Origin of the sequence: Blautia caecimuris, assembly GCF_024622975.1 — a bacterium.
Lineage (GTDB): Bacteria > Bacillota > Clostridia > Lachnospirales > Lachnospiraceae > Blautia_A > Blautia_A caecimuris.
The window spans coordinates 146,538-153,101 of the sequence record NZ_JANJZT010000006.1 but is presented as its reverse complement, the minus strand read 5'-3'; the positions used below and the strand labels follow the sequence as shown (position 1 = coordinate 153,101).

Annotated in this window: 9 protein-coding genes and 1 pseudogene; 9 read left to right on the top strand and 1 reads right to left on the bottom strand. The window is 34.0% G+C overall.

The features are described 5' to 3' along the window. From NSA57_RS06140 to NSA57_RS06100, 9 genes and pseudogenes are all read left to right on the top strand, one after another. On the top strand, positions 1-509 hold a 509-nt coding region (locus tag NSA57_RS06140; protein ID WP_306814050.1), incomplete at its 5' end, for an HNH endonuclease. Between the two features lie 117 nt (positions 510-626). Continuing rightward, a pseudogene (locus tag NSA57_RS19930) lies at positions 627-737 on the top strand (peptidase P60); the annotation flags it as partial. A gap of 16 nt (positions 738-753) precedes the next feature. Further along, entirely contained in the window at positions 754-1,656 is a 903-nt protein-coding gene (locus NSA57_RS06130; RefSeq protein WP_195659740.1) for a conjugal transfer protein, read from the top strand. 200 nt (positions 1,657-1,856) lie between these two features. Continuing rightward, the gene (locus NSA57_RS06125; protein WP_195659741.1) at positions 1,857-2,678 is read left to right on the top strand and encodes a MerR family transcriptional regulator; all 822 of its coding nucleotides are present in this window, start codon (positions 1,857-1,859) and stop codon (positions 2,676-2,678) included. Positions 2,679-2,758: 80 nt separating this feature from the next. Beyond that, positions 2,759-3,742 carry a serine hydrolase domain-containing protein gene (locus NSA57_RS06120; RefSeq protein WP_195659742.1) on the top strand — a complete coding sequence of 328 codons (984 nt, stop codon included), beginning with the start codon at positions 2,759-2,761 and terminating at the stop codon, positions 3,740-3,742. 35 nt (positions 3,743-3,777) lie between these two features. After that, positions 3,778-4,014 carry a hypothetical protein gene (locus tag NSA57_RS06115; RefSeq protein WP_195659743.1) on the top strand — a complete coding sequence of 79 codons (237 nt, stop codon included), beginning with the start codon at positions 3,778-3,780 and terminating at the stop codon, positions 4,012-4,014. Continuing rightward, positions 4,011-4,925, top strand: a complete 915-nt coding sequence (locus NSA57_RS06110; RefSeq protein WP_217740939.1) for a helix-turn-helix transcriptional regulator — start codon at positions 4,011-4,013, stop codon at positions 4,923-4,925. Before NSA57_RS06115 ends, NSA57_RS06110 begins: the two co-directional genes overlap by 4 nt. A 70-nt stretch (positions 4,926-4,995) precedes the next feature. Then, positions 4,996-5,610: a DJ-1/PfpI family protein gene (locus NSA57_RS06105; protein ID WP_076627786.1), complete on the top strand. Its 615-nt coding sequence runs from the start codon at positions 4,996-4,998 to the stop codon at positions 5,608-5,610. A gap of 16 nt (positions 5,611-5,626) precedes the next feature. After that, positions 5,627-5,812 (top strand): cysteine-rich KTR domain-containing protein, encoded by a 186-nt coding sequence (locus tag NSA57_RS06100; protein WP_195659744.1) that lies wholly within the window; start codon positions 5,627-5,629, stop codon positions 5,810-5,812. Positions 5,813-5,913: 101 nt separating this feature from the next. Here NSA57_RS06100 and NSA57_RS06095 read toward each other — a convergent pair whose 3' ends face one another. Then, positions 5,914-6,273, bottom strand: a complete 360-nt coding sequence (locus NSA57_RS06095; protein WP_195659745.1) for a helix-turn-helix transcriptional regulator — start codon at positions 6,271-6,273, stop codon at positions 5,914-5,916. Positions 6,274-6,564 lie beyond the last annotated feature (291 nt).

Genomic DNA, 6,564 nt, shown 5'->3' with positions numbered 1-6,564 from the left:
CTATTTATAATGCAGAATTAAGAGGTATCTGTAATTATTATGGGTTGGCAAGCAATTTTAACAAGCTAATCTATTTCAATTATCTTATGGAATATAGCTGTTTGAAAACACTTGCAGGAAAGCACCGTTCCAAAGTTTCTAAAATTAGAGCTATGTATAAAGACGGTACAGGCAAATGGGCTATTCCTTATGAAACTAAAACAGTAATAAAGAAAATGTATTTTGCGAATTATGCTGACTGCAAAGGAAAGAAGTTTACTGATATTGTTCCACAAACAGCTAAAAATTATTCCCATGACGTAACAACATTAGAAAGCCGATTAAAGGCGAAGATATGTGAAGTATGTGGGTGTACGGAAAGTGACAGATACGAAATTCATCATGTAAACAAGGTTAAAAACCTTAAAGGAAAATCAGAATGGGAAAAGATAATGATAGCCAAAAGACGGAAAACAATCGTGGTATGCCACAAGTGTCACATGGCTATACATCATGGCGAAAAGAAATAACCTGTAACGGAGCAAAGATGGAGAGCCGTGTGCATTGAGAAATGCAAGCACGGTTCGGGGAGAGGACTGCACAAACCTACCCTAGAAATAAGGAAAGGCGGTGCTTTCCTACTCTACTATGTGGGAAATAACCAGATGTACCATGCAGGCGACCCGATAGGGTATGCAGACCTCAATAGTAGTTACTGGCAACAGCACTTAATCGGTGCAGGACGAGTAAAACAATAGAAAGGACTTAGAAACTATGTTTAAGAAGAATAAGAAACAGACAGAAAATGTCAAAGAAAAAAAGGTGCGTACTGTCAAGGTAGGCACACATAAGAAAACCGTGATTGCATTGTGGGTGGTGCTTATCGCAAGCGTGAGTTTTGGGGTGTATAAGAATTTTACGGCTATCGACCAGCACACGACCCATGAAAAAGAAGTCATTGAGCTTCGCTTGCAGGACACCAACGGGATAGAAAATTTCGTGAAGAACTTTGCAAAGTCCTATTACACATGGAGTAACAGCAAAGAAGCTATCGAAGCAAGGACGCAGGCAATCAGCGGTTATCTGACAAAGGAATTGCAGGACTTGAATGTGGATACCATTAGAACGGATATACCGACCAGCTCCACGGTTACAGATGTGATTGTTTGGAATATCGAACAGTCGGGAACAGACACTTTTTCTGCTACCTACGAAGTAGATCAGCAGATAAAAGAGGGAGAACAGACAACAGCGGTCAAGGCAACCTATACTGTAAAAGTCCATGTGGACGCTGACGGGGATATGGTAATCGTTCAGAGCCCTACCCTTGCACCAGCAATCGAAAAATCAGACTTTGAGCCAAAGACGCCAGAAACAGACGCAAGCGTGGACGCTGATACCGTGAACGACGCTACCGCTTTTCTGGAAACATTTTTTAAGCTGTACCCGACAGCCACAGAAAAAGAGCTTGCCTATTATGTATCGGGAAATGTGCTTGAACCTATCGGCAGGGACTACCTTTATTCTGAATTGGTAAACCCAGTATTTACAAAGGACGGGGACAATGTGAAAGTCAAGGTAGCTGTGAAATTCCTTGATAATCAGACAAAGGCGACGCAGGTATCGCAGTATGAACTTGTGCTACATAAGGATAGCAACTGGAAGATTGTAAGATAACAAGTTGAGTAAAGGCTTGCACGTTACTTTTTTAGTGGCATACAAGCCTTTTTATGAAACTAAAAAATAGTTGGAAATTCATTTCTTATCGTGTTATTTTAGGTGTAAGTGGGGGAATAGCATATAGAATTATCACATTGACTTTACCCTTACGGCAAGGTGTACTATAAGTGTGGAAGTAAGTTGAAAGGAGGAGATTTATGTTATCTATAGGTGAATTTTCAAAGATATGTAAAGTTTCTACAAAAACACTTCGTTATTATGATGAAATCGGACTTATAAAACCCAGTAAAATCAATCAAGAGAACGGTTATAGATATTATTCCATTGAGCAATTAGAAACTATGTTATTTATTAACCGTCTAAAACAATATAATTTTTCTTTGGAAGAAATTAGAGCGATTATTACATCGGAAGAAATACCAAATGAAAAATTATCCATAGAACTTTATAAGAAAAAGGTAGAATTAGAAAAACAAATACAGATATATTCGCAAATTGCAGAACGGTTAAATGAAGATATAGCAGTTTTGAAACAAGGAAAATCAATCATGTCTTATTTGAATAAGATTGATGTACAACTTGTTGAATTACCAGTTATGTATTTGGTTTCTATTCGTAAAATGGTTTATAAGTTTGAAATGGAAGAACAATACGCTTATTGTTTTAATTCAATATTAAGGAAAATTCAATATGACAAATTAACCGTCACTGCTCCGCCTATGGTACTTTTTCATAGCGATGAGTTTACTCCTTTGGGATTAGATACAGAATTTGCTATTCCAGTAAAGCAATTTGTTACGGGAACAAGAGATTTTTGTCCGGGACTATGTTTAAAAACAACTCTACATGGCGGATATTCTAATTTGCCATCTATTTATACGAAACAATGTAAATGGGCAGAACAGAATGGTTATGAAAACAATGGTCCCCTTTATGAAGTTTATATTACTGACCCAACACAAACTTCAAATGAAGATAACCTAGTAACTGAAATTTATTATCCGGTAAAAAAGAAATGAGCAAATATATATCAAAGACTTAAATTTTGTGGATGGATATTTCATATATGATAACGCGAAATGGAGATGAGATTGATACTATGAATAGAAAAGAACTACACGATTTTATTGAAGAAAAACAGCCTAATATCTGTCAAATATCATGCTATAAAGACGGTAAAGAAGTTTATTCTGATGAATGGAATAATTATAAAAAAATAGATACTTGCCATGTTATGTCTGCAACCAAAAGTATTGTGGCATTACTTGTAGGAATAGCACTTGATAAAGAGTTTATAAAAAGCATAGACCAACATGTACTAGACTTTTTCCCCGAATATAAAATTAAAAGGGGGGAAAAAACAATTCAACAAGTTACAATCAAGCATTTACTGACTATGACTGCACCTTATAAGTATAAGTATGAACCGTGGACTAAAATTTGTTCAAGTGATGATTGGACGGTTTCAGCTTTAGATTTTCTGGGTGGAAGAAAAGGATTGACTGGACAATTCAAATACTCAACTTTAGGCATACATATACTAACTGGTATTATATCAAAAACGAGTGGTATAAAAGTTGTTGACTTTGCAAATAAGTTTTTATTTGAACCTATTGGAGTAGAAAAACATATAAATTATTTAGCGGAAACTGCCGAAGAACATAAACATTTTACTATATCTAAAGAACCGCAAAAAAATATATGGTTTTGCGACCCAAAAGGAATAGGTACGGCTGGATATGGTTTATGCTTTTCTGCAATAGATATGGCGAAAATCGGACAACTTTGTTTAGATAAAGGTGTTCATAATGGAAAACAAATTGTATCATCTAAATGGATTGAAGAAATAACAAAACCAAATTATAAATGCGGAGAAGAATTTAGAAATATGTCTTATGGGTATCTTTGGTGGATTGTAGATGAAAATAAGCGTATATATGCAGCCATAGGAAATAGTGGGAATGTTATCTATGTAAATCCGTTGAAAAACATAGTAATAGCAGTTACTTCATATTTTAAACCAACAATATTTGACCGCATAGATTTTATACAAAAGTACATTGAGCCGTTTATTTCAATTTAATTATTTCAATACTCATTATTAGGAGGGAGTTGTAAATGACAAGGCTAAGAAAACGGGAAATAAAAAAGGCTTTGAAAACAGGTGCAAAAGCAGGTGGTATGTCGCTAGTTGATATTCGGACTAATATTGAAACAACGATTGATGAAGCTATGAACAGCACCGATCCAGAGGTACACGAAAATTTCAAAAAGTATTTTGGAAACAAGCGTCCTACACCAGAGGAATATATTTATATAATTACAAAGAAAACAGTTAAAGGGCTGAAAGTATGAAAATAGAACGTCTGATAGGAATAATCTTTTATTTAATAAATAGAGAGTGCGTAACAACAAATGAATTAGCACAAAAGTTTGAAGTATCTCGCAGAACGATTTTACGAGATATTGATACACTAACTCTTGCCGGTATTCCGATTTATTCTGAATTAGGTGTAAATGGTGGCTATATAATAAATAAAGATTTTAAGATTGATGAAAAAATTATTGACAGCAACAATAAAGAATATATTTTGCTTGCTTTAAATAGTCTAAGAACTGTTTACGGAAATAAAAAAGTCATTGAAACTTACGAAAAAATGAAGCATCTCTATAATGATGTGAATATCAATGCACTTCCAGATGTTGATTTCTCTGTTGTAACTGAAAGTCCACAAATTATGAGGTGCGTAGACTTAATCAATAAAGCAACAAAAGAACAGCGAACTATAAAATTTACATATACTAATTCAGCAGGAAATACAAAAAAAGTTTTTCTAAACCCATTACATACATATTATAGGTGGTATTCCTGGTATGTTTTTGGATATGATACCTTTAAAAATGATTATCGTATGTTCAAAGTGGTAAGAATGAAAAATATTTCTTTAACAAAAGAACTTTTTCAAACAAAAGATAATATAGCTGACCTTTTATCTGATTTTGAAAAAAGACGCAATCAGACAAATATTATGGTTACTCTATCTTATAAACAAGAAATAGACACTTTAGTTAATGAATACTTTAAAGGGAAAATTGTTGAAACTGTCAACGACTGTTTTATAAGAGAAATTGAGATTAAAGAAAATGATTTTATGACATTCTCAATCCTTTTGGGACTTTGCGATAAAGTAAAAATATTATCCCCTCAAAAATACAAAGAAAAGGTATTAGCTCATATCAGCAAAATAAAGAAAAATTTCACTTAATAGTGACATACATTTGTCACTATTCCTGCTATATAATTTTCTCATATCGAAAATATGAGGAGATGTGAAAATGAAAAAAGTATATGTATATTTATTAGACGACATGGCAGAATGCGAAATTGGTTATATTTTACAAGCGTTCAGTATGGAAAAATTATTAAAAAATGGAACTAAAGAATTTGAAGTAAAGACAGTTGGTTTTAATAAAGAACCCGTCTTAACTTTAGGTGGATTAACAATTGTTCCAGATTATACTATATCAGAAGTTGATTTCAACGCTAGTACAGCTCTACTTTTACCGGGTTCTTCTACTTGGGGAAGTAAAGAAAATCAAGAAATATTGGAAAAAGCACAAGAATGTTTAAACAAAAATATTTTAGTAGGTGCTATTTGTGGGGCAACACTCGCACTTGCTGATTATGGTATATTAGATAAATTTAAACACACAAGTAATTCTCTGGAGTATCTAAATTTCTTTTCAAAAAACTATGCAGGACAGAGCTCGTATGTTTGTTCTAATTCCGTTTTAGACAGAAACTTAGTGACAGCAAGTTCGGCAGGTTCATTAGAATGGACGAAAAATATTCTAAAGAGCCTTAATGTATATTCTGACAAGAAAATTACTGCTTTTTACAATTATTACTCGACAGGAAACGTAAAATACTATGATGAACTTTTAAAATAAAGGTGGTGTTTCTGTAATGAAACAATCATGGGAATTATGCCCCATTTGCAATAGTAAGACACGCACAAAGGTACGAAAAGATACGGAATTGATAAATTTCCCATTGTTCTGTCCAAAGTGCAAAATGGAAACTTTAATCAATATAAAGCATGGAAAAGTAACTATTATCAAAGAGCCAGACGCTAAGACGCAGAGCCGATAATTTGTAGGTTATTGTAACTTATAGATTGTCGGTTCTTATTTGCTACCTGCGGAGCAGATCAGCAAATAGATAATGCAAAAAAGGGGAAAACAAGAAGCTGATTACTTCTTGCTCTCCCTGCTTTTCAAGATACCGTCAATCGTACCTTGAATGATTTTTAATTCGCTATCACTCAATAAATCAAGAGATGTTTCTATTTGACGGCGAGCTGTGCTTTTTACAACTTTCTCTGTTGGATAGAAATATTCATCAACCGATATATTGAACATGGTAACTAAATCATGGAATAATTGAAAACTTGGGTGTGAACCAACATTTTCAATATCTGCGATATGCCGTTCCCCATAGAACACTTTATCGCCTAAATCATTACGAGAAAGCCCTGCTCTCTCACGGGCTTCTCTGATTGCCAGTCCTAAAGGTCTGAAATCAAAAGTCTGTGTTTCTTTTGCTTTTCTCATTTTAAATCACCTAGCATGAGTTTATACTTCATGCTGTATATTTAGAATGTGTTAAAATTGCATATAGTATGCAGTAATAATTCAAAAGCTGTTATCGTGTGCGGTAAATAAAAAAAACCGTTCCCAGATAATATACTTTTGTGCGTCTTGAAAAATAACGGGACGGTTTTGGATATAACCAGAACTGTCCTTTTTTATTGGGAGTATATAAGGTATGGCTCTGGTTAAAGGGGGCTATACCATGATTGCATACGGAAGAACGCTTCGTCGTTCTCAACTGGATAAATATTT